Here is a 23,758-nt window from a genome sequence, read left to right on the forward strand (position 1 = left end):
GGCCGGCATGCTGAGCAATATCGCGGCCTTCCTCTATCTGGTTTCCGGTGTCCTCTTCGTGCTGGCGCTGCGCGGCCTGTCGCACCCGGCGAGCAGCCGCAAGGGCAATCTCTACGGCATGGTCGGCATGGCAATCGCCATCGTGACGACGCTGGTGTTGGCGACGCCGTCTTTCGGCGGTCTGGTGCTGATTATCCTCGGTCTTGCCATCGGCGGCGGGGCCGGCGCCTATATCGCCCGTGTCATCCCGATGACCTCAATGCCGCAGCTCGTTGCCGCATTCCATTCGCTGGTCGGTCTCGCGGCTGTCCTGGTTGCCGCCGCCGCGCTCTACACGCCCTCGTCCTTCGGCATCGGGGCCATCGGCTTCATCCGTCACGAGGCACTTGTCGAGATGGCGATCGGCGTCGCAATCGGCGCACTGACCTTTACAGGGTCGATCATTGCCTTCCTGAAACTCGACGGCCGGATGTCCGGCAAACCGATCATGCTGCCATACCGCCACGCGATCAACGGTGCGCTGCTGGCTCTTATCATCTTCTTCGTCATCGGCCTTGCCGTCACCGAAAGTCATTTCGACTTCTGGGCAATCGTGGCGCTGGCCTTGGCACTTGGCGTGCTGCTGATCGTCCCGATCGGCGGGGCGGACATGCCGGTCGTGGTGTCTATGCTGAATTCCTATTCCGGCTGGGCTGCAGCCGGTATCGGCTTCACGCTTGGCAATCTCGCACTCATCATCACAGGCGCGCTCGTCGGCTCGTCCGGTGCGATTCTCTCCTACATCATGTGCAAAGGCATGAACCGCTCCTTCGTCTCGGTCATTCTCGGCGGGTTCGGCGGGGAGGCGACAAGCGGTGCCGTTGACGATATCGACCGGTCCGTCAAGCTGGGTTCGGCAGAAGACGCCGCCTACCTGATGGCAAACGCATCGAAGGTCATCATCGTGCCCGGCTATGGCATGGCGGTGGCGCAGGCACAGCATGCGCTGCGCGAGATGGGTGACAGGCTGAAGGCTCACGGGGTCGAGGTCAAATACGCCATACATCCGGTGGCCGGCCGCATGCCGGGCCACATGAACGTGCTGCTGGCGGAGGCTAATGTTCCCTACGACGACGTGTTCGAACTCGAGGACATCAATTCGGAGTTTGCGCAGGCCGACGTTGCCTATGTCATCGGTGCCAACGATGTGACCAATCCGGCTGCGCGCGACGACAAGACCTCACCGATCTACGGCATGCCGATCCTCGACGTCGACCGCGCCAAGACCTGCCTTTTCGTCAAGCGCTCGCTTGGCTCCGGCTATGCCGGCATCGACAACACGTTGTTCTACAAGGATGGGACGATGATGTTGCTCGGCGACGCCAAGAAGATGACCGAGGACATCGTCAAGGCGCTCAACGATTGAGCTCATTTCAAAGGATGCCCGTCAGCCCGGCGGGCATTTCCTTGGGCGCATCGCACAATGCCGTGACTGCCCAACTGGCTGCGACGCGTTGCGATACTGGAAATGCGCTGCAAGCCGCCCGACCCTTGCTAATTCGTCGGCGATGAGCGGGAGAAAAGCTCAGAATCTGATTTCTGCTTTCGTTCCAATGCTTTGCGCGGTGCCGTCAGGGTCCAGCGTAGACCCCCCGGCAGGAAATCTACCTGCACCAAGCCGCCGAATGCCGCTGCTGCATGGGTCTTGATGACGGTCGTGCCGAAGCCGGTGCGCGAGGGGGCCTTGACCGGCGGGCCGTTCGTTTCCGTCCAGGTCAACGTTATCATGCGGCCGTCGTCCTCGGCCGCGTCGGTCCATGCAAAGATCACCTTGCCGTCCGGAACGGAGAGCGCTCCATATTTCATCGAATTGGTTGCCAACTCGTGCAGCGCGAGCCCCAGGTTCTGCACCGCCTCAGGCGTCAACAGAAAGTCCTCGCCGTTGACTTCCAATTGCTGCGGGTTCTGCAGGAAGTTGGCAAGGTGGGTGTCGATGACCCGGTGCAGAAATACCCCTGACCATTGCTCGCTCGCCAGCACCTCGATCGAACGTGCAAGGCCTTCCAGCCGACCGGCGATTGCCTTCTGGAAATCATCGATGCTATCAGCCCGCTTGGCGAGCTGGCGGGTCATCGCCTGGGCAAGCGCCAGCAGGTTCTTGGTGCGGTGGACCAATTCATGCATGACGAAATGAAGCCGGTCTTCGGTCTGGCTGCGGTCGAAGGACGCGTTTGAGAGAGCGATAGCGACCTGGTTGGCCTCGATGACGCTGGTCTCTATCGGCGACACGATTTCGCCTCGACCCATGCGGTCCGCCATTTCAGCGATGTCCTTTATCGTAACGCGCACGCGGCGACTGACGACATAGACGAGGACCAAGGCAATCGCCAGCAACGCAATGCCGCCGTAGAACAGGAACCGCCAGGTCGTCACGAAGGAGACGTGGGTTGAGGCGATAGGGCCCCAGACGACGACCTTCCAGGACCATCCAGGAATTTGGGCGTATCCAAAGAGTTCGCTTGGACGCACACTGTCGTCTTCGAAGACCCCGCGCGACGCGGTAGCGTCGGACGAATCCTCTCATTGAACAAGGTACCTGTGTTGAGGTTCGCCGCGCCGCCCGTCGATACGACATGCCCGGAGCTATCAAGAACCGCGGCCGACCATTCAGGCGGAAGCCCGTCCGCCGAAACCAGACGGGAAAGGTCCCCTGCGTTCTGCGTAATGATCAAGGCTGCGCCTGCGGATGATCCATCGAGCGGCTTGATGACGTTGAAGACGGCCTCGCCGCTCGTCGCTCCGATGAAAACATCCGATACCTCGATTTTCTTCGCATCGAGGGCGCGCTGGAGTACTTGTTGGTCCGATAGCCTATTCAGCGCGCTGCCAAAAGGTGTTCGCGTATTGAGGAGTTGCTGACCTTCAGCGTCGACCAGGGTCACGAACAGCGACTGGGATGCAAGGGCGCCGTGCGTGCGGTCATGAAATGCCGCAAGATCGTTTTTTTCCAGTTCCGGCGAGGTGGATAGCAGGCGCAACGTCGTTGCCATATCCTGCAGTTGCCGGTCAACACTGCCGGCAAGCGCCAGGGCATCCTGGATCGCGTCCTTTTCCAGGCCATGCCGTTCATTGTTTTCAAGCTGCACTAGCAGAAGTGCTACGAAGGCAAGGATGGGCAATGCGATCGCCAAGACGATCGCAAACAGATAGACGCCAATCGAGGCTTTGGGAAAAACTCGAAATCTTGTTTTCATTAGCGGAATCAGCCGTCCAGCCTGACACTGCCGGTACGCGGGTTGTCACGAAGATCGGTAACCGCATTCATGTCGAGCGCCTCGCGCATTAAACAAAAATATGCTCTCGTAGATTGCATTTTATAACTAGCAAAGCGGCAAGGCAACATCCGCGTGAAAGGAATTTTCACATGGAGATATTTCGGCAGCTATCCGTGCCTTTCCGGTCTTACGTGTTCCAGATGTGCGACATCTAGCCGAAACGCGCCAGTCGGAAGGGTGCCAAGGAGGGGTCGTCTATGCCGTCGACGATCTCGGCAGACGCCAACAAGCCAATAAGCGGAGCGAGCGTCACGCCGGAATGCGTGACGGCGAGGTAGAGGCCCGGTGCGCTGTCAACTCGGCCGATGATCGGGAAGCCATCCTTGGGTGTCGGGCGATAGCCGATCGTGAAAAAGTCGAGTTCGAGATCGCCGGCGTCGCGCAGCATTGCTTTCACCTTTGCGAACAATTCCTCGGCCGCGCGCTGCGGATTGTTTCCCGGGTCGGTGCCACCAAAATCGGAGCCGGCGATGATCCGCCCCTCGGCGGTTTGTCTCATATGGAGTTCTGGTGCGAGAACAAGGCCGTTGAGCAACGGGCGACAGGGCCTGGAATGGACGATCAGTCCTGGAGGCGCCTCGACGGGGATGTCGACACCTGCGGAAGCAGCCAAGGCCATGGTGCCGGCACCGGCGGCAAGTACGACCCGGTCGGCAGTCAAGATGCCACTGTCTGTTTCAACGCCGACGACATTGCCGTTCTTGATGGCTAGGCGGAGTATTTCGACGTCGGACAAAAACGCTGCACCGTGGCGAAAAGCGTCAGCCAGCAGAATATTGGCAGCGGTAGCCGGTTCCACTGCTCCTTCCTCGGCAATGTGAAGAGCAGAAGGCGGCTGCTCGGCGAGACCGGGTTCGATGGCATGAATTTCTGTCGGTCCGACGCGCTTTATTCCGTAGCCCCATGCGCCGTGCTCGGCCGCGTAGCTTTCAAGTTCATCCTGCGGCAAATCCCAGCAAAGACCTCCGCACCATCGTAGCGGCAACGACGGCAAGTCCTCTGCCAGACGTTTCCACTCCGCCATCGCGCGGCGGCGGAAGTGGAAATAGAATTCCGGATTTCCCCAGCTCGCATTGATCCAGGCAAAGGAATTCGGCGTCGCTGTGCCGCCGGGTTTGGTCGCGACGACCGTTACCGACACGCCTCTTCGGGCAAGATTCCAGGCGATCGAAGCGCCAATGATGCCGGCGCCGACGACAATGATGTGTTGGGGGGAGGAGCTGTTTTCAGAGGATGGCATGCTGCTTTCCAATTCCGCTTGGCAAGGTCAGGAAAAGCTGGAGAACAGGCCACAGGTGTTGAAGCCCGGCAGATGATTTGCCGCCCGTCTTATGATCGCCGGGCGGCGTTGTCGCTTAGCTGCCGGTATGGACGCGTGCCAGGCCATCCTTGGCCGGCTGATACCGGGGGTCGAGATTGATTGCATGCTGATAGGAGCGCGCTGCCTTTGCCTTGTCCCCGCGACGCTCGTAGACGAGCGCCTGGTTGGCCCAGGATTCGGCGACCTTGTTGTCCAGATCGATCGCATGATTGAAATCGGCAAAGGCGTTATCGTCGTCATTGCGAGCGATATAGGACGTGCCGCGGCCGTTGTAAGGCTCCGGCGAATTTGGCGCGAGCGAGATCGCCTTGCTGAAATCGTCGATCGCCTTATCCTGCTGGTTGCGCTTCTGATAGATCAGGCCCCGGCCGTGATAGGCGCGGCCGTCGGTCGTCCCCAGTTCGATCGCCTTGGAGAAGTCCTTGAAAGCGTCGTCGTCGCGACCTGCGAGGCGATAGATATTGCCGCGGCCGATATAGGCTACGTCATAGCTCGGGTTGATCTGAAGAGAGGCATTGTAGTCGGCCACTGCCTCGGCCTGCTTGCCCATGTTTCGGTAAACCAGCGCGCGGTTGGCGTAGGCCTGGTAGAATTTCGGGTTGAGCTGGATGGCCTGATTGAAGTCTGCCAGCGAACGGCTGAATTCGCCTGCACGGCCATAGGCTGAACCGCGGACGTTGTAGCCCTCTGGATCCTGGGGATTGGCATTGATGACGGAGGTCAAGGACGCGATGTTCTGCTGCGAGCCCTGCGCCTTGTCGATACGAATGACCGTATCGGTGGAGGAGGTCTGGCAACCGGCGAGGCCGATCGCGGCGAGCAGGGCCAAAACCGGCAATGCGGATCGGCTTGTCTTCAGAGCAGCAGATGATTTCAAAGTGCGGGACGCCTTTAACGTAGTGAATGCCATTATCGGGTTCGCTTTCCCCATGCGTCATATCAGGATTTCCTGATATCTCTGGTCAGAGGCAAATCAAAAAAGGCGGCGCGAACCATTCGCCCCGCCAGAAATGCATCTGAAAACGTCGAAATAACGACGATTAACGTGCAACCGCGCCTTCGCGCTGGGCCTGCTTGCGAGCCAGCTTGCGAACACGACGAACAGCCTCGGCCTTTTCGCGGGCGCGCTTCTCCGAAGGTTTTTCGTAGTAGTCGCGCATCTTCATTTCGCGGAAAATTCCTTCGCGCTGCATCTTCTTCTTGAGCGCGCGTAGGGCTTGATCGACATTGTTATCGCGGACGAGTACCTGCACGAAAACCCCGCTCCTTTGGCTTTTGAGTTGCTTACCATCGAAAATTCGGCGATTTCCGGGGCAAAGAAATATCGTTCGCTCGGCGCAGGGCCTCGCGATTGGTAGTGCGAAATATCAGATCAGGTTGTAGAAGTCCATATGGGGCGTCGTATTCCGTCCACAAATTTCCGCCAGACATGACTTTCTGGCCCGTGTCGATAGCGGGGCTTGAATGCGTCGCAAAAGAACCGTTGTGTCGGTTTTCGATTTGCGATCTGTATGGCCGATCGGAAGAGCTCTTCTTTCAAGGAGTTGAGAGCGAATGCGCAAATACTCGGTTTTTGCCGTGGCAAGAGAGGCATTACGTGGCCACAAGGGCTGGGACGCCCAGTGGACCTCGCCGGAGCCGCGCAAGGAGTATGATGTCATCATCATCGGTGCCGGCGGCCATGGCCTGGGCGCGGCTTACTATCTCGCCAAAGAGCACGGCATCACCAATGTCGCGGTCATCGAGAAGGGCTGGCTCGGCGGCGGTAACACCGGCCGCAACACGACCATCATCCGCTCGAACTATCTCTACGAAGAGAGCATGCACATCTATGAGCACTCGTTGAAGCTCTGGGAGAACCTGTCGCAGGAGCTCAATTACAATGTGATGTATTCGCCGCGCGGCGTGATGATGCTGTCGCACAGCACGCACGACCAGCAGTCGTTCAAGCGTCACATCCATGCAAATCGTCTCTATGGCATCGACAATGAATGGATGACACCGGAGCAGGCAAAGGCCTATTGCCCGCCGCTGGATATTTCCAAGACAGCTCGCTACCCGATCAACGGCGCCGCCCTGCAGCGTCGAGGCGGTACTGCCCGTCATGACGCGGTTGCCTGGGGCTATGCCCGTGCGGCGTCCGATCGCGGTGTCCACATCATCCAGAATTGCGAAGTCACCGGCATCCGCCGGGGACCGGACGGTCGGGTTACCGGCGTCGATACCTCACGCGGCTTCATCGGCGCCAAGAAGATCGGCGTTTCGGCCGCCGGCCATACGACGACCGTGATGAAGATGGCCGACGTTCGCGTGCCGCTGCAATCGAGCCCTTTGCAGGCGCTTGTCTCCGAGCCCTTGAAGCCGATCTTCCCCTGCGTGGTCATGTCGAACACCGTTCACGCCTATATCTCGCAGTCCGACAAGGGCGAGCTGGTCATCGGCGCCGGTACTGACCAGTACAATTCCTACTCGCAGACCGGCGGTCTGCAGATTATAACCCATACGCTCGATGCGATCTGCGAGCTTTTCCCGATGTTCCGACGGGTGAAGATGATGCGATCCTGGGGCGGGATCGTCGACAATACGCCGGATCGTTCGGCGATCCAGTCGAAGACGCCGGTTCCGGGGCTGTATGTCAATTGCGGCTGGGGCACGGGCGGTTTCAAGGCGACGCCGGGGTCGGCAAATCTTTTCGCTCACCTAATCGCACGCGACGAGCCGCACAAGTTCAGTGCCGGCCTGACGCTCGACCGATTCCGCAGCGGACGTCTCATCGACGAAGCTGCCGCTGCTGCTGTCGCGCACTGACCAGGCCTTCCATGACAAGGGAATATCCATGCTGCTGATCTACTGCCCATACTGTCAGGAAGAGCGTTCCGAGCTCGAATTCCGCAATGCCGGCGACGCGCATATCGCTCGGCCGGAAAACATCGCGGCGATTTCGGACGAGGAATTCGAGAGCTATTTCTTCATGCGCGAAAACCCGAAGGGGCTGATCTTCGAGCGCTGGCGCCACATGCATGGCTGCGGCCGCTTCTTCAATGCGGCGCGCGATACCGTCAGCGACAAGTTCCTGACGACTTACATGGCAGGCGAACCGAAGCCGGATCTCGATGCAACGCCTGCGACGAGCGCCACCGTCGAGACCTATGAAGCGACGGAAGGAGAGGCCCGATGAGCGGTGCAAATCGTATCGCAGGTGCCGGTCGCCTGACGCCTGCCAGGACCGCGCGCTTCACCTTCGACGGAAAGAGCTACACGGCGCTAGAAGGCGACAGCGTCGCCTCGGCGCTGCTGGCCAACGGCGTGCATCTGGTCGGCCGCTCGTTCAAATATCACCGGCCGCGCGGTATTCTTTCGGCCGGCGCCGAGGAGCCGAATGCGTTGCTCGACATTTCGCGGGATGCGGCCCGCAAGCAGCCGAACGTGCGCGCCAGCGTCCAGGAGGTCTTCGACGGGATGATCGCCCAGTCGCAGAACCGCTGGCCGTCGCTCGCTTTCGATATCGGCGGCATCAACAATCTGTTCTCGTCGTTCTTTGCTGCCGGCTTCTACTACAAGACCTTCATGTGGCCGAAGGCTGCCTGGAAGCACATCTATGAGCCGCTCATTCGGCGGGCCGCCGGCCTCGGCGTTGCGCCGACGGAAGAGGATCCGGACCACTATGCCGGCCGTTTCGCCCATTGCGATGTACTGGTCGTCGGTGGTGGAATTTCCGGTCTCTCGGCGGCTTTGGCTGCTGCTGAGACGGGTGCCAAGGTCATTCTCTGCGATGAGCAGCCCGAAGCGGGTGGCGCGTTGCGCTTCGATACCAGCGTGAAGATCGATGGTGTCGAGGGTTTCACCTGGGCGCAGAATGTCGTCTCCCACCTGAAGTCGATGCCGAATGTCGAGGTGCTGACCCGCACCACTGCGTTTGGCTACTACAACCACAATTTTATCGGCTTGGCCGAGCGCGTCACCGATCATCTGGCGCGGCCTGGCCGCGACCTGCCGCGTGAACGGCTCTGGCAGGTGAGGGCGAAGCGCGTCATCCTCGCGGCCGGCGCCATCGAGCGGCACATGGTGTTCCCGAACAACGACCGTCCGGGGATCATGCTTGCTTCGGCGGCGCGCACCTACCTCAATCACTACGGCGTTGCGGTCGGTGCCCAGATCGGCGTCTATACGTCGCATGACTCTGCCTACGAAGCGGCTTTCGACCTGAAGAAGGCGGGCATCTCGATCACCGCCATTGTCGACTGCAGGCCCCGTCCAGGCGAGGCCGTGGTCGCCCAGGCGAAGGCGCTCGGCATCGAGGTTCTTGCCGGTCATTCGGTGATCGACACAGCGGGAAAGCTGCGCATTTCGTCGATGACGGTCGCCCGCAACGGCGGGGGATCACCCCGCAAGATCGCCGTCGACGCGCTGCTGGTTTCCGCCGGTTGGACACCATCGGTGCACCTGTTCTCGCAATCGCGCGGCAAGGTGAAGTTCGATCCGGATCGGCAGCGGTTCCTGCCTGGAACCTATGTGCAGGATTGTCTTTCGGTCGGCGCCTGCAACGGCACGGACGGACTGCAGGAGGCAATTGAAGAATCGCTTGCGGCCGGTGAGCTGGTGGCGCGTGCCGCTGGTGCTGCTGGCGGCGGCAAGATCGCCCTTACCGGCGAACAGGCTTTCGAATGGACTGGCGGCATGGTCGGCAGCGCCGAGGGTGCAGGACCGGATACCAATGCCAAGGCGTTCGTCGATTTCCAGCATGATGTCTGCGCGAAGGACATCCGGCTTGCGGTTCGCGAAGGCATGCACTCGATCGAGCATATCAAGCGCTTCACGACGAATGGCATGGCCTCGGACCAGGGCAAGCTTTCCAACATGCATGGTTTGGCGATCGCCGCGGAAATGCTCGGCAAGGACATTCCGCAGGTGGGTCTCACCACGTTCCGCGCGCCATACACGCCGGTCACCTACGGCACGCTGATCAACCATTCGCGCGGCGGCCTGTTCGACCCGGCGCGCAAGACGGCGATCCACCCTTGGGAAGAAGCGCAAGGTGCGGTCTTCGAGGATGTCGGGAACTGGAAACGTGCGTGGTTCTATCCGAGGGCCGGCGAGACCATGCACCAGGCGGTCAATCGCGAATGCACGACCGTCCGCAATGTTGCCGGCGTGTTCGATGCGTCGACGCTCGGCAAGATCGAGGTCGTCGGGCCTGATGCAGCCGAGTTTCTCAACCTGATCTACACCAACGCCTGGGATACGTTGAAGCCCGGCCGTTGCCGCTATGGCATCATGCTGCGCGAGGATGGCTTCGTTTACGACGACGGCGTCGTCGGGCGGCTGGCTGAAGATCGTTTCCATGTGACGACGACGACAGGCGGCGCGCCGCGCGTGCTGCACCATATGGAAGATTATCTGCAGACCGAGTTCCCGCATCTGAAGGTCTGGCTGACATCGACCACCGAACAGTGGGCAGTCATCGCCGTGCAGGGACCGAAGGCACGCGAAATCATCGAGCCGCTGATCGAGGGCATCGACCTTTCGAACGAAGCCTTTCCGCATATGAGCGTTAAGGAAGGCAAGATCTGCGGCGTGCCGACCAGGCTTTTCCGTGTCTCGTTCACCGGCGACGTCGGCTTCGAGATCAATGTGCCTGCGGACTATGGCCAGTCGATCTGGGAAGCCGTCTGGGCACGGGCCGAACCGCTTGGCGCTTGCGCCTATGGAACGGAAACAATGCATGTGCTGCGTGCCGAAAAGGGCTACATCATCGTCGGTCAGGATACCGACGGCACTGTCACGCCTGACGATGCTGGCCTTTCTTGGGCGGTCTCGAAGAAGAAGACCGACTTTGTCGGCATCCGCGGACTGATGCGTCCTGATCTGGTGAAGCAGGGGCGCAAGCAGCTTGTCGGCCTGATCACCAAGGATCCGAAAGCCGTTCTGGAGGAAGGCGCGCAGATCGTCGCCGATCCGAACGAGCCGAAGCCGATGACGATGCTTGGGCATGTCACGTCATCGTACTGGTCGGAAAATCTCGGCCGCTCGATTGCATTCGCTTTGGTTGCCGGGGGCCGCGAGCGCATGGGCAAGACGCTATACGTGCCGATGCCCGACAAGACCATTGCCGTCGAGGTGACGGACATAGTGTTCTTTGACAAGGAAGGAGGCCGGATCAATGGTTGACCAGGCTATTCGCAAGCTGCCTCTCGCAGGTCGTCATGGTGGCTCGGCTGCCGTACGCCTGACGCCCGCAGCTCCAGCGTCCCGCATTGCGCTGCGTGCGCCTGCCGGTTCTGTTGCGGCCCTTTCCGCGGCACTGGGGCTGGATATCCCGACCAAACCAAAGACGTCGGGTCGCTCCGGCGGACGCTCGGCCCTCTGGCTTGGGCCTGACGAATGGCTCGTTATCGACGAGACGGGTGCCGATCTGATGGCTTCTGCAGCCGCTGCCTCGGCGCTGCATTCGGCCACCGACGTCTCTCACCGCAACACGGCGATTATCGTATCCGGCCCAGGCGCGGAGGCGACGCTATCGGCCGGTTGCCCACAGGATCTGTCACTTGAGGTCTTTCCTGTCGGCGCCTGCTCGAGGACGCTGTTCGGCAAGGTCGAGATCGTGCTTTGCCGCGTGGAAGAAGACACGTTCCGCGCCGAGGTGTGGCGTTCGTTTTCCGACTACGCCTTCGGCCTACTTGCCGAAGCCGCGGCTGACACGACGTTGTAAACCTCTAATCCTGCGATCAGGCGTCTTCCGGGCGGTCCTTTGGGTCGAACTGGGAGATGGTGATCCAGGTGGCGGTGAGGGCGGCCTTCCGCTCGTTCTCGATTTCGACGCTGACCTCATAGGTCAGCATGATCATGCCGGCGCCGCGGAAGCGGCTGTCGGCGAGCATGAAATGGCCGCGGATACGGCTGCCGGATTTGACCGGCGCCATGAAGCGCACCTTCTCGAAACCATAATTGATGCCGAGCGTCTGTTCGCGGATCTTGGGCAGGCAATTGTAGTTCATCGCCGAAAGCAGCGACAAGGTCAGGAAGCCATGCGCGATCGTGCCGCCGAAGGGGGTCGCCTTGGCCCGTTCCGGGTCGACGTGAATGAATTGATGATCGTTCGTGGCGTCGGCGAAAGCGTTGATCATCGTCTGGTCGACCATGATCCAGTCGGATAGGCCGACTTCCGTTCCCACGATATCCCGGACTTCAGACAGCGAAATTTCGCGTGGCATGGTCTTCCCTTCGACAGCTCCTGGCCTCCTGAAACCCAATTATGTCTGGGCCTGAGACACGAATCATAAATCGCCGCGCCGTTCAGTCAGCTTGCCAAGACTACACGAACCGAGCGGGCTGGAACTACGAGTTTGTCGCCAGCATCGGCTGTTTTTTCGGGCGCCATCAACTGCCACCGTATCGCACCGGCGTAGGGCAGGGCGAATGTCTGCTCAGCCTGCGCGCGGTTGATCAAAATGGCAATACGCGAGTTTTTTCCGTTGCTATTGTCGAGCGTTTTCAAGACCATCACCAGCGCTGAAAAATTTGGTGTCTGCCACTGGCCGACCGTCATCGGCGTGCCATCAGGCGACAACCATTCCACATCGTCATCGGTCAGGAACGTCATTTCAGAGAAAACTGCAAAGCGTTTGCGAAGCGCCGACACGAAGGCGGTATGGCTGACCAACGTGTCGTCCAGCTTTGCCCAGTCCAGCCAGGTGATTTCGTTGTCCTGGCAATAGGCGTTGTTGTTGCCTTGTTGAGACCGGCCGCCTTCGTCGCCCGCCGAAATCATGATTGTGCCCCTGGCGGCGAACAGGGTCGACAACAACGCCATGATGTCGTCTTGCCGTCTTTTCCGTATCGCAGCGTCGTCGGTCGCACCCTCGACGCCATTGTTCCACGACAGGTTTTCGTTATGGCCATCGCGATTGTGTTCGCCATTGGCATCGTTGTGCTTGGCCACATTCGAGACGAGATCCATCAGTGTGAAGCCGTCATGCGCTGCGAGGAAATTGACGCTGCGCGTCTGCGTCCGGCCATCGCGGCCGAAGACTGGAGACGAGCCGGCAAGGGCCGTTGCGAGGTCGCCGGTCATGTTGTCGTCGCCGCGCCAATAGCGGCGAAGATCGTCGCGAGCGCGGTCGTTCCATTCGAGGAAGGGTGCCGGGAAATTGCCGAGCTGGTAGCCGCCCGGACCGATATCCCAGGGTTCGGCGATCATGATGCGGTCGGCAAGCACATCGTCGGTCAGCATCTCGCGAAGCGTCAGGCTGTTGGCGTCGAAGCCGGAGGCCGTTCGGCCAAGGACCGGCGCGAGGTCGAAGCGGAAGCCATCGACGGCGGCGTTCAGGACAAAATAGCGAAGGCTGTCGAGGATCAGGCGCCTGACGTAGGGGTGGTCGCAGGCGACGGTGTTGCCGGTGCCGGTATCGTTGACCAGCTCGCCCGGACGATCGGGAAGGTGGCGATAAAAAGAGAGATTGTCGAGGCCGCGTAGGGATAGCGTCGTGCCGAAGCGGTCGCTTTCGCCGGTATGGTTGAAGACAAGATCCAGGATGACGGCGATGCCTTCGGCGTGAAGCGCAGCAACCGTCTCGCGTAGCTCGGCCATGCCACCTGGCACGATCCGCGGATCGAGCGCCATGAAGGTCACCGGATTGTAACCCCAGCCATTGGCCAAACCCAGAGGCGGCAGGTGGCGTTCGTCGATCCAGGCGGTAATCGGCATCAGCTCGACAGCGTCGACGCCTATGCGCTTGAGATGCGCAATGACGGCGGGATGGGCGAGGGCCGCCACTGTTCCGCGCTGGCCCTCCGGCACATCGGGGTGAAGGATGGTGAAGGGCTTGACGGCAATTTCGTAGATCAGTCCGCCGGCCTTGAAGAGTGGCTTTCGCCTCTGAGCCTCGATATCGCGGACGATGATTGCCTTCGGCATCAGGTCCTGCGTTTCCTCACCTACGATGCCGAGGCGCGGGTCGTGGTGGAATGGTCGATCGAATTGCTTTGCATAGGGGTCGGCGAGCAATTTCGATGGATCGAACCAGAGGCCTTGGTCTGGATCGTATGTGCCGTGCGCCCGATACCCGTAGCGGGTGCCGGGTCCGACGCCGTCCACGGAGACGCGATGGACATCGCCATCGCGTTCCATCGCCAACCGGGCGGTTTCCTTGCCGCCGCCGGCATCGAACAGGCAGAGCTCGATCCTTGCGGCGTTCCTGGACCAGACCGCAAAATCGGCGCCCTGAGGGGTGAGGACCAATCCACCCTGTTGCGGCTTGCCTTCCATGGTGGCGAAATCAGGTAATGACGGTCGGGGCGTCGCGTCCGGTACGGCCGCGGATATCGGCGACGGACTGGGCAGCGACGATCAGATCGGCAAGAGCCTCCTGGGTTTCAATGTTGTGGCGGGTGGAATCAGCCTCGTAGCGCTCGATATAGACGCGCAGCGTGGCGCCCGTGGTTCCTGTTCCCGACAGGCGGAACACGACGCGCGAGCCACCCTCGAACAGGATACGAATGCCCTGGTTGTTGCTGACCGATTTGTCGACCGGATCGTGATAGGAGAAATCATCGGCTGCAGAGACGGTCAGGTCGCCGAACTTCGTGCCCGGCAGCGTCGGCAGCTTGTCGCGAAGGCTGGCGATCAGGCCATTGGCCGCATCGGTGTCGACGCCCTCGTAGTCATGGCGGGAATAGTAATTGCGGCCGTAAGCCGCCCAATGCTGGCCGACGATATCCGCGACGCTTTCGCCGCGGACCGCCAGGATGTTCAGCCATAGAAGGACCGCCCAGAGACCGTCCTTTTCACGCACGTGGCTGGAGCCGGTGCCCGAGCTTTCCTCGCCGCAGATGGTTGCAAGGCCTGCGTCCAGAAGGTTGCCGAAGAATTTCCAGCCGGTCGGCGTTTCATAGATGCCGATGCCGCGCTTTTCAGCGACACGGTCGGCGGCGCCGCTCGTTGGCATAGACCGGGCGATGCCGGCGATGCCATGCGAGTAGCCGGGCGCCAGATTGGCGTTGGCGGCCAGGATCGCCAGGCTGTCGGACGGGGTGACGTAGATGCCCTTGCCGATAATGAGATTGCGGTCGCCGTCGCCGTCAGAAGCGGCACCGAAATCGGGAGCGTCATCGCTCATCATCTCTTCGTAGAGCTCGTGGCAATTGACGAGGTTCGGGTCGGGATGGTGGCCGCCGAAATCGGGAAGCGGCATGAAATTCCTGACGGAGCCGGTTGGAGCACCGAGGCGGTTTTCGAGAATATCCTTGGCGTAAGGGCCGGTGACCGCGCTCATCGCATCGAAGCAGAGGCGGAAGCCGAGGCTGATCAGATTGCGGATCGCGCCGAAATCGAACAGCTCTTCCATCAACGCGGCATAGTCTTCGACCGGGTCGATGACGGAAACGATCATGCCGCCGACATCGTCACGGCCGATGCGGTCGAGATTGACGTCGGGAAAGTCGGCGATCTTGTAATGGTCGATGATGGTCGTGCGGGCATAGATCGCGTCGGTGATCTTTTCGGGGGCAGGACCGCCGTTGCCGATGTTGTACTTGATGCCGAAGTCTTCGGTCGGGCCGCCGGGGTTATGGCTGGCGGAGAGCACGATGCCGCCGAAGGCCTTGTATTTGCGGATGACATGCGAGGCGGCGGGGGTCGACAGGATGCCACCCTTGCCGACCATCACCTTGCCGAAGCCGTTGGCGGCGGCCATCTTGATGGCCTTCTGGATGACGTCGCGATTGTAATAACGGCCGTCGCCGCCGATGACGAGGCACTTGCCCTGAAACCCTTCCAGCGAATCGAAGATCGACTGGATGAAGTTCTCGGCATAATTCGGCTGCTGAAAGACGGGAACTTTCTTTCTGAGGCCGGAGGTGCCCGGTTTCTGATCCTTGAAGGGTGTTGTCGGAACCGTTTTGATCATCGGGTTACATGCCTTTCGAGACGAGGCTGGAATAAAGGGCGGCGTAGCGCTCGGCGCTCTTTCCCCAGGATACGTCGGATTTCATGCCCTGCTTTTGCATCTGCGTCCAGAGTTTTCGGTCCCGGAAAAGCTGCATGGTGTGCCGGATGGCATGCAGGAGGCCCTCGGATGTCACGTGAGCGAACTGCACACCGGTCGCAACCTTTGCCGCGACGGCAGCGTGGTTGGCGTCAATGATGGTATCGTTGAGACCGCCGGTTCGGGCGACGACGGGGATGCAGCCGTAACGCAGGCCATAGAGTTGCGTCAGGCCGCAGGGCTCGAAGCGCGAGGGGATTATGATTGCGTCGCAGCCGGCCTGCATCAGGTGCGACATCGGCTCGTTGTAGCCGACCGCCATACCGACGCGGCCGTGATTATTGGCGGCCGCCGAAAGCAATGCGCCTTCGAGCGCTGCGTCACCCGCGCCAAGGATCACGAGTTTTGCGCCCATGGCGACGATCTCCTCGATCGTGCTTGCCAAGAGATCCATACCCTTCTGCCAGGTCAGGCGGCTGACCACGCAGAAGATCGGGCCGTTATCATCATCGAGGCCGAAATGCTCGATGATCGCCTTTCGGTTTTCAATCCGGTTTTTCATCGTGTTCGGGCCGAAATTCCGCGCGATCATCGGATCGGTCTCGGGGTTCCAGACGTCGGGGTCGATACCGTTGACGATGCCGTGCAGGCTGTCGATGCGGCTGGCAATCAGGCCCTCCAGCCCCATGCCAAACTCCGGCAGAAGTATCTCCTCGGCATAGGACGGGCTGACAGTGGTGATCGCATGGGCAGTCTGCAGGCCGCCCTTCAGGAAGCCGATGTCGCCGTAATATTCGAGGCCTTCGATAGAAAAGGCATGTGCGGGAAGGCGCAGAAGGGGGAAGACATCGGCCCCGAACTGGCCTTGAAACGCGATATTGTGGATAGTCAGCACGCTCGGTAGCTCGGGTGTCGGATAGTAGCGCATGTAGACCGAGACCAACGCCGATTGCCAGTCATGGGCGTGGACGAGGTCGGGACGCCAGCCCGGCATGATGCCGGCAGCGATTTCAGCACCGGCCAGCGACAGGGCTGCAAACCGGCGCCAATTGTCGGGGTAGTCCTTGCCGGCCGCGTCGACGTAAGGACCGCCCTTGCGATTGTAAAAAGCCGGCGCATCGAGGACCAGGATCGAGACGCCGTCGTGGTCGACCTCAAGTATCGTCGCCTCTTCGCCGAGAAGATCGTCGAACTGCAGGCGGACGACCGGATTTCGGATCGCCTTCATGACGATTGGATAGCCCGGAACAAGGGTCTTGGTATCGACCCCTAGTGGCTTTAGAGCCACCGGCAGGGCGCCGACCACATCGGCCAGGCCCCCTGTCTTTATCAAAGGGAAGATTTCGGACGCGACCGAAAGAACTTTCATATTTCAAATATCCAGCTTGTCGATCATCGTCTGAGTGATCAGGCAAATGCCGCTTTCGGTGCGACGAAACCGTTTGGCGTCCAGTTCGAAATCTTCTCCGACCACAAGCCCTTCGGGGATCGTTACGCCGTGGTCGATCACGACATTCTTCAGCTGCGCGCGCCGGCCGATCTTGACGCTCGGCAGAACCACGGCGCCTTCCAGCCTCGAATAAGAGTTGGCCCGGACACCGGTGAACAGCAGGCTGTTCGACAATGTCGCACCGGAGATGATGCAATCGCCGGCGACGAGCGAAGACACTGCCGACCCGCGGCGATCTTCGTCATCATGGACGAACTTTGCCGGCGGATTGATCTCGGCATAGGTCCAGATCGGCCAGGCTTTGTCGTAGATATCGAGTTCGGGGACGATCGCCGTCAGGTCGACGTTCGCCTGCCAGTAGGCGTCGATCGTACCGACATCGCGCCAGTAGGGCTCGCGCTCGAAGTCGGAGCGGACGCAGGACTGCGCAAAGCGATGGGCGACTGCTTTGCCGTTCCTGACGATATAGGGGATGATGTCCTTGCCGAAGTCGCGGCTGGAGTTCGGATCGGCGGCGTCGCGGCGCAGTTCCTCGATCAGGAACTTGGTGTGGAAGACATAGATGCCCATCGAGGCGAACGAGCTGTCCGGCTTGCCGGGGATGGCCGGCGGGTCAGCGGGCTTTTCGACGAAGTCGATGATGCGGTCGTTCTCGTCGACATGGACCACCCCGAAGCCGACGGCTTCCATGCGCGGCACTTCGAGGCAGCCGATGGTGACGTCGGCGCCGCTGTCGACGTGCTGCTGCAGCATATATTCGTAGTCCATCTTGTAGACGTGGTCGCCTGCCAGGATGACCATGTATTCGACGCCATAATCCTGGATGATGTCGATGTTCTGGAAAACGGCGTCGGCGGTGCCCTCGTACCACTGCGTTTCAGAGACGCGCTGCGAGGCCGGGAGGATGTCGAAGCTCTCGTTGCGTTCCGGACGAAAGAAGTTCCAGCCGCGCTGCATGTGGCGTATCAGCGAGTGCGCCTTGTATTGCGTCGCCACGCCGATGCGGCGAATACCCGAATTCAGCGCGTTCGACAGCGCGAAATCAATGATGCGGGCCTTGCCTCCGAAATAGACCGCGGGTTTCGCGCGCCGGTCGGTCAGTTCCTTCAGGCGGCTTCCTCTTCCGCCGGCAAGAACATAAGCCATGGCATCACGGGCAAGCGGTTGAACACGTTTCTCTACCATTTAATCCTCCCCTTAACGATCAGAATTCCGGTTCCAGCATGATGGTTGCAAGAGGCGGTAGCGTTATCGTCGCCATGATGGTTCCGCCTGCACTAACGGCTTGCACCCGTCCGCCGTTCCCTTTGCCGCTGCCGCCATAAATGTCGGCGTCGGTATTCAGTATCTCGCGCCACCGGCCTTCGGCAGGCAGGCGCAAGGCATAGTTCTCCCGATAGACGGGGGTAAAGTTGGTGATGACCGCGACGGGCTTTTCGCCGGGTGCCTTGCGCAACCAGGCGAAGACGGAATTAGCGTCGTCATCGACGACCAGCCACTCGAAGCCTTCTCCCTCGCAGTCGCGGGCATGAAGGGACGGCTTGCTGCGATAGGTGAAGTTGAGGTCGCGGACCAGGCGGCTCATGCCTTCATGCATCCGGTATTGCAGCAGGTTCCAGTCGAGCGCGCGCTCCTCGCTCCATTCGCTCCACTGGGCAAATTCCTGACCCATGAACAGCAGCTTCTTGCCGGGATAGCCCCACATGAAGCCGTAATAGGCGCGGAGATTAGCGAACTTCTGCCAGTCGTCGCCGGCCATCTTGGCGATCATCGAACCCTTGCCGTGCACCACCTCATCGTGGGAAATCGGTAGGACGAAATTTTCCGAGAAGGCGTAGATCAGGCCGAACGTCAGCTCGCTGTGATGATGCCGGCGGTGCACCGGATCGCGCATGACGTAGCTCAGCGTGTCATGCATGAAGCCCATGTTCCACTTGAAGCCGAAGCCGAGGCCGCCTTCGTGCACGGGTGCCGATACCTTCGGCCAGGAGGTGGATTCCTCGGCGATCGACATGACGCCGGGATGGCTGCCGTAAAGGCGCTTGTTCATTTCCTGCACGAAGCGGACGGCTGCAAGGTTTTCGTTGCCACCATATTCGTTCGGCACCCATTCGCCGTGCTTGCGCGAATAGTCGAGGTAGAGCATCGAGGCGACCGCATCGACGCGCAGGCCGTCGAGATGGAATTTCTCTGCCCAGTAGACCGCGTTATTCAGCAGGTAGGATACGACCTCGGTGCGGCCGAAATTGTAGATCGCCGTATTCCAGTCGGGGTGAAAGCCCTGCCGCGGGTCCGCATGCTCATAGAGAGCGGTGCCGTCGAACCACCGCAGGCCGTGGGCATCTGTCGGGAAATGGGCGGGAACCCAGTCGAGGATGACGCTGACGCCGACCTTGTGGCAGCCGTTGACGAAGCGGGCAAAACCTTCCGGCTCGCCGAAGCGGGCCGTCGGCGCGTAGAGGCCTGTCGTCTGGTAGCCCCAGGACGGATCATAGGGGTGTTCGGTGATCGGCAGGAACTCGATGTGGGTAAAGCCCATGTCGACGCAATAGGGGATCAGCCGCGAGGCAAGCTCGTCCCACGAGAGCATCGATCCATCTTCGCGACGCTGCCAGGAGCCGGCATGCACCTCGTAGATCGAGATCGGCTGGCGCCGCTGGTCGACTTCCGACCAGTGCTTGCGGTGGGCGGCGTCCTCCCATTCCTGGACGAGCTCCAGGGCGGTGACGGAGGCGTTTTTCGGCCGCAGCTCGCTGCGTCTGGCGAAAGGATCGGCCTTCAGCGGCAAAAGTATGCCGTCCTTGCCGATGACCTCGAATTTGTAGATGACGCCGGCCGATACATCAGGGGCGAAGATTTCCCAGATGCCTGAATCCGAGCGCATGCGCATGACGTGCCGGCGGCCGTCCCAGCCGTTGAAATCGCCGACCACCGAGACGCGTTGCGCGTTCGGTGCCCAGACGGCGAAATGGAAACCCTGTACGCCTTCGTGCTTCAGCGGATGAGCGCCCATCTTGTCGAACAGACGGAGGTCCGATCCCTCGCGGGCATAGTAGTCGTCCATCGGTCCGAGAACAGGACCAAAGCTGTAGGGGTCGGTTACCGCCCATTCCGCATCGCCACGCCGGGCGCGGTAGCGCACCGGCTGAAGCTTGGAAACGGCAACCTTGCCCGAGAAGAAACCTGCAGGGTCAAGGCAATCCATCTCTCCGAGCACCGTGCCGTCGAGCGCCATGGCGCTGACTGCTTCAGCCCCTGGAATAAAACAGCGCGCGACATAGCCGCCGTCCGCCTGATGCAGGCCAAGTATGGAAAAGGGATCGGAATGCGTCCCGTTGAGGATCGCAGCAATCTCATTTGCCGAAATTTCCCTTGAGGCGATGCCTTCAGTGGCGGGTTTCGGCTTCTTCATCCAGCTCTCCAAATTTCCTTGGCATATTGGCGGATCGTCCGGTCGGACGAGAACCATCCCATGCGTGCAGTATTAAAGATCGTCTTGGCCTGCCATTCCGATGGCGTGGCCCAGACCTTGTCGACGAGGCGTTGCTCGTCGGCATATGCGTCGAAATCGGCAGCGACCATGAACCAGTCGTGCGCGTAGATACCCTCGATCAGCGCCGTATAGCGCGTGCGATCATCCGGTGAGAAAACCCCCGAGGAAATCGCGGCAAGTGCCTGGGCCAGTTCGCGCGATCCTTCGATGAGGGCACGCGGGTTGTGACCGTCGTTGCGCTTGTTGGCGACCTCCTCCGCGGTCAATCCGAATATGAAGATATTGTCAGCGCCGACATTGTCCAGCATTTCGACGTTCGCGCCGTCGAGCGTGCCGATGGTAAGCGCTCCGTTCAGGCCGAATTTCATGTTGCCGGTGCCGGAAGCTTCCATGCCGGCGGTCGAGATCTGCTCCGACAGGTCGGCGGCGGGAACCATGACCTCGGCGAGCGAGACGTTGTAGTTCGGCACGAAGACGACCTTCAGCAGACCGCGGACCGAGGGGTCGTTGTTGATGACGCGCGATACGTCGTTGATGAGTTTGATGATGAGCTTGGCATTGTGGTAGCTCGGGGCCGCCTTGCCCGCGAACAGCTTGACGCGAGGCTGCCAGTCCAGTTCGGGATGCGAACGGATCTGGTCGTAAAGCGCCACGGTCTCGATGATATTCAGAAGCTGGCGTTTGTATTCGTGGATACGCTTGATCTGGATGTCGAACATCGCGTTTGGATCAAGCTTGATGCCCATGCGCTGCGCCACGAGATTGGAGAGCGCGATCTTGTTGGTGCGCTTTACAGCCGCGAACTTCTGCTGGAAGGCGCTGTCATGGGCGAATGCTTCGAGGGGCTTCAGCTTCTCCGCGTCGTCCATGAAGTCGTCGCCGATCGCTTCGCGGATGAGGGAGGTCAGGCCAGGATTGCACTGCATCAGCCAGCGGCGCGGCGTAATGCCGTTGGTCTTGTTGTTGATGCGATTGGGGTAAAGCTTGTGAAGGTCGGCAAAGACGGTGGTCTTCATCAGGTCCGTATGCAGCGCCGAAACACCATTGATGCTGTGGGAGCCGATGAAGGCGAGGTTGCCCATTCGCAGACGGCGATCGCCGGTCTCGTCGATCATCGAGATGCTGCGGATTTCCACATCGCTGAAATCCCGTTCCTTGCGGGCCTCGATCAGCACCTTGGTGTTGATTGCATAGACGATCTGCATGTGGCGCGGCAGCAGGCGTTCGAACAGCGGCACGGGCCAGCTTTCCAGCGCCTCAGGCAGCAGGGTGTGGTTGGTGTAGGAGAAAGTCTTGCGCGTGATGTCCCAGGCGGTGTCGAATTCGAAGCCGTGAACATCGCAGAGAAGGCGCATCAGTTCGGCGACCGAGACTGACGGGTGGGTGTCGTTCAGCTGGATTGCGACCTTGTCCGGCAGCGAAGTCAGGTCGTCATACTGCTGCAGGTGGCGGCGGATGATGTCCTGGAGCGAGGCCGACGAGAAGAAGAACTCCTGGCGCAGGCGCAATTCCTGGCCGGCGGGCGTGCCGTCGGCCGGGTAGAGAACGCGCGTCAGGCTTTCGGCCTTGTTGCTCTCGCGCAGCGCGCCGATGTGGTCGCCGGCGTTGAAGGCATCAAGCAGGATCGGATCGATCGGCTGGGCGGCCCAGAGCCGCAGGGTGTTGACACGCTTGCCGCGCCAGCCGACGACAGGGGTGTCGAATGCGGCGGCGATGACGCGCTCGGCGGGCTTCCAGACATAGCGCGGTGTGTCGTCATGCCCGGCAACGAACTCGACCGAGCCGCCGAAGCCGATTTCATAGGCGCTCTCGCGGCGTTCGAACTCCCAGGGATTGCCGTGTGCGAGCCAGGTTTCAGGCAGTTCGACCTGCCACCCGTCAGCCATCTGCTGGCGGAAGAGGCCATGGACATAACGAATGCCGTAACCATAGGCCGGCACGTCGACCGTCGCCATCGACTCCATGAAACAGGCAGCGAGGCGGCCGAGACCGCCGTTGCCGAGAGCGGCATCCGCCTCAAGGCCGGCGATTACGTTGATGTCGACACCGAGCGAGGTCAGAGCACTGGTGATCTCTTCCATCAGGCCGAGATTGGAGACGGCGTCGCGCATGAGGCGACCGATGAGGAATTCGAGCGACAGGTAGTAAACGCGCTTGGCGCCGGTCGCATAGGTCTTGCGCGTCGACTCCATCCATTTGTCGATGATGCGGTCGCGAATGACGAGGATCGTCGCCGTCAACCAGTCATGCGGTTTCGCGACCTTGGCATCCTTGCCGATGCGGTAGGTCAAGCGCTCGATGATTTCTTCCGCCAGAATTTCCGGGCGCGAACTGCGGGGGGCGGGAGTGGGAAGAGAGGCCTTCGAAAGATTATTCATAATGGGGTCTCGCCAATTGTGATTTGTTTACAGAGCGTTATGTCTGATTAAATCTATTTTCCATTCGCGTCTCACCTCCCAGTTTATGCACCGTTACATAGCAGTTGCAACAAGGGATTGGGGCAAATGAAAAAATAGGCGACCTCGGCCTCCCAACGCTGAAAAATGCTTGATTTCAGTTACTTCTACCGTTCTTATTCGCAGATCGAAATATAACGAAAAGCCGCTCGGGATTGTTCCGGAGCGGCTTTTTGTTTGGGAAGATGGTTTGGATTAAACAGACAATGTCGATTGGACCATTAATACGTAACGCGAGTGGAAGACACCGTGCCTGACGCAATTTTGCCAATCGTTTCGAAAGCTAACGTTAATCCTTTGAAAGTCCTAGTTTCGAACGTCGTTTGCACTGACGTTGCGCAGTAAGCCAGCAGCTTTATCCCGGCAGGCGGTGCGAAGGCTGCAATCGTGTAAACCGTTATCCCGGCAGTCCTTGCTTTGTCGCAAGAAGCTTTAGTGTCGTCGTTACTCTGCGCAGTGTTGTTGGCACCATCAGTCAAAAAGACGATGGCTTTTTTCGGCTCCTTTGCTGCGATCAGAGCAGCAAGCGCCGTCGCGAATGCACCGCTAGAGTCTGTGGCCCCATCGGCCACCATTGCCTGGATGTATGTCGTTGCGGCACTCGTTCCAGCAGCTAGTCGATTGATTCCAACACTTGGTGCCCACGTCTGACGGCTGCGATGATGTCGTCAGGGTCTGCTTTCCAGATGAACGGCTTCGGCTCTTCATTGTGCTCTTTGATAAAGCGGTTGATGGCTGCCTG

General features: G+C 60.2%; 15 protein-coding genes and 2 pseudogenes. 5 read left to right on the forward strand and 12 right to left on the reverse strand.

The window, feature by feature from the left end:
- Positions 1 to 10 precede the first annotated feature (10 nt).
- Complete coding sequence (locus tag CPY51_RS29140; protein ID WP_111163815.1) at positions 11 to 1,405, forward strand: NAD(P)(+) transhydrogenase (Re/Si-specific) subunit beta; 1,395 nt, start codon at positions 11 to 13, stop codon at positions 1,403 to 1,405.
- Positions 1,406 to 1,533: 128 nt separating this feature from the next.
- Here CPY51_RS29140 and CPY51_RS29145 read toward each other — a convergent pair.
- The 4 genes and pseudogenes from CPY51_RS29145 to rpsU all read right to left on the reverse strand — a co-directional run bounded on the left by CPY51_RS29145 (position 1,534) and on the right by rpsU (position 5,888).
- Positions 1,534 to 3,233, reverse strand: a pseudogene (locus CPY51_RS29145) (sensor histidine kinase).
- A gap of 232 nt (positions 3,234 to 3,465) precedes the next feature.
- Complete coding sequence (locus tag CPY51_RS29150) at positions 3,466 to 4,554, reverse strand: NAD(P)/FAD-dependent oxidoreductase (protein WP_111163764.1); 1,089 nt, start codon at positions 4,552 to 4,554, stop codon at positions 3,466 to 3,468.
- 115 nt (positions 4,555 to 4,669) lie between these two features.
- Positions 4,670 to 5,545: a tetratricopeptide repeat protein gene (locus CPY51_RS29155; RefSeq protein ID WP_111163766.1), complete on the reverse strand. Its 876-nt coding sequence runs from the start codon at positions 5,543 to 5,545 to the stop codon at positions 4,670 to 4,672.
- 130 nt (positions 5,546 to 5,675) lie between these two features.
- Entirely contained in the window at positions 5,676 to 5,888 is a 213-nt protein-coding gene (gene rpsU, locus CPY51_RS29160) for a 30S ribosomal protein S21 (protein WP_111163767.1), read from the reverse strand.
- Positions 5,889 to 6,189: 301 nt separating this feature from the next.
- Between rpsU and CPY51_RS29165 the strand changes: the two genes are divergently transcribed.
- The 4 genes from CPY51_RS29165 to CPY51_RS29180 are packed head-to-tail and all read left to right on the forward strand — an operon-like array spanning position 6,190 to position 11,344.
- Positions 6,190 to 7,443 carry a sarcosine oxidase subunit beta family protein gene (locus tag CPY51_RS29165; protein ID WP_111163769.1) on the forward strand — a complete coding sequence of 418 codons (1,254 nt, stop codon included), beginning with the start codon at positions 6,190 to 6,192 and terminating at the stop codon, positions 7,441 to 7,443.
- A gap of 28 nt (positions 7,444 to 7,471) precedes the next feature.
- Positions 7,472 to 7,813, forward strand: coding sequence for a sarcosine oxidase subunit delta (locus tag CPY51_RS29170; RefSeq protein WP_111163771.1), 342 nt, complete (start codon positions 7,472 to 7,474; stop codon positions 7,811 to 7,813).
- Positions 7,810 to 10,803, forward strand: coding sequence for a sarcosine oxidase subunit alpha (locus tag CPY51_RS29175; protein ID WP_111163773.1), 2,994 nt, complete (start codon positions 7,810 to 7,812; stop codon positions 10,801 to 10,803). Before CPY51_RS29170 ends, CPY51_RS29175 begins: the two co-directional genes overlap by 4 nt.
- Positions 10,796 to 11,344 (forward strand): sarcosine oxidase subunit gamma, encoded by a 549-nt coding sequence (locus CPY51_RS29180; protein ID WP_111163775.1) that lies wholly within the window; start codon positions 10,796 to 10,798, stop codon positions 11,342 to 11,344. The genes CPY51_RS29175 and CPY51_RS29180 overlap by 8 nt, the downstream gene beginning before the upstream one ends.
- Positions 11,345 to 11,360: 16 nt before the next feature.
- Here the strand turns inward: CPY51_RS29180 and CPY51_RS29185 are convergent, their stop codons facing one another.
- The 8 genes and pseudogenes from CPY51_RS29185 to CPY51_RS29225 form a co-directional block, all read right to left on the reverse strand.
- On the reverse strand, positions 11,361 to 11,846 hold the full coding sequence (locus CPY51_RS29185) for a MaoC family dehydratase (protein ID WP_111163777.1): 486 nt from the start codon (positions 11,844 to 11,846) through the stop codon (positions 11,361 to 11,363).
- 86 nt (positions 11,847 to 11,932) lie between these two features.
- Positions 11,933 to 13,900, reverse strand: coding sequence for a glycogen debranching protein GlgX (gene glgX, locus CPY51_RS29190; protein WP_111163779.1), 1,968 nt, complete (start codon positions 13,898 to 13,900; stop codon positions 11,933 to 11,935).
- Between the two features lie 10 nt (positions 13,901 to 13,910).
- Entirely contained in the window at positions 13,911 to 15,539 is a 1,629-nt protein-coding gene (locus CPY51_RS29195; RefSeq protein ID WP_111163781.1) for an alpha-D-glucose phosphate-specific phosphoglucomutase, read from the reverse strand.
- Between the two features lie 4 nt (positions 15,540 to 15,543).
- On the reverse strand, positions 15,544 to 16,986 hold the full coding sequence (glgA, locus tag CPY51_RS29200) for a glycogen synthase GlgA (protein ID WP_111163782.1): 1,443 nt from the start codon (positions 16,984 to 16,986) through the stop codon (positions 15,544 to 15,546).
- A 3-nt stretch (positions 16,987 to 16,989) separates the two neighbouring features.
- Positions 16,990 to 18,252: a glucose-1-phosphate adenylyltransferase gene (glgC, locus tag CPY51_RS29205; protein WP_111163784.1), complete on the reverse strand. Its 1,263-nt coding sequence runs from the start codon at positions 18,250 to 18,252 to the stop codon at positions 16,990 to 16,992.
- A gap of 19 nt (positions 18,253 to 18,271) precedes the next feature.
- Positions 18,272 to 20,479 (reverse strand): 1,4-alpha-glucan branching protein GlgB, encoded by a 2,208-nt coding sequence (gene glgB / locus CPY51_RS29210; protein WP_111163786.1) that lies wholly within the window; start codon positions 20,477 to 20,479, stop codon positions 18,272 to 18,274.
- Positions 20,476 to 22,938 (reverse strand): glycogen/starch/alpha-glucan phosphorylase, encoded by a 2,463-nt coding sequence (locus CPY51_RS29215; RefSeq protein ID WP_111163788.1) that lies wholly within the window; start codon positions 22,936 to 22,938, stop codon positions 20,476 to 20,478. The genes glgB and CPY51_RS29215 overlap by 4 nt, the downstream gene beginning before the upstream one ends.
- Positions 22,939 to 23,629: 691 nt before the next feature.
- Positions 23,630 to 23,758, reverse strand: a pseudogene (locus tag CPY51_RS29225) (IS630 family transposase); the annotation flags it as partial.

The organism is Arminella tubonensis (assembly GCF_003240585.1).
GTDB lineage: Bacteria > Pseudomonadota > Alphaproteobacteria > Rhizobiales > Rhizobiaceae > Rhizobium > Rhizobium tubonense.